The sequence below is a fragment of the Isoptericola croceus genome (genome assembly GCF_029382255.1).
In the GTDB taxonomy this organism is placed as follows: Bacteria; Actinomycetota; Actinomycetes; order Actinomycetales; family Cellulomonadaceae; genus Isoptericola; species Isoptericola croceus.
Map to the genome: position 1 here is coordinate 1 of NZ_JARLLG010000246.1, position 273 is coordinate 273.

At 57.1% G+C, this 273-nt stretch carries 1 protein-coding gene; it reads left to right on the top strand.

The features are described 5' to 3' along the window. Nucleotides 1–273 (top strand): hypothetical protein (locus PZC42_RS21295; protein WP_277214136.1); only part of this gene is annotated, 273 nt, incomplete at both ends.

A 273-nucleotide genomic window follows, 5' to 3' on the forward strand; every position in this document is an offset into this window, starting at 1 on the left:
CCAAAGTAGTCCAAGAAGCTGCTCTTGGCTACGGTCTACCCACAGGTGGCGTTCCGCCAGAGGTGCTCGCCTCCCAGGTGGTCAACAAGGTTTTGGAGGAACTCCTCGGGCGCATAGAAGAGCAGTTGCAGACCCTTTCCCAGGAGGAAAAAAGCAAACTAGCCGAAGAACTTGACGAGTCCCTGGCCCAGCTTTCTGATGAGGACAGGGAAACCTTGACCACAATCCTCAGGGAGGCAGGTGTCGAGAGCCTCACCGGGCGGAGTCTCGTTG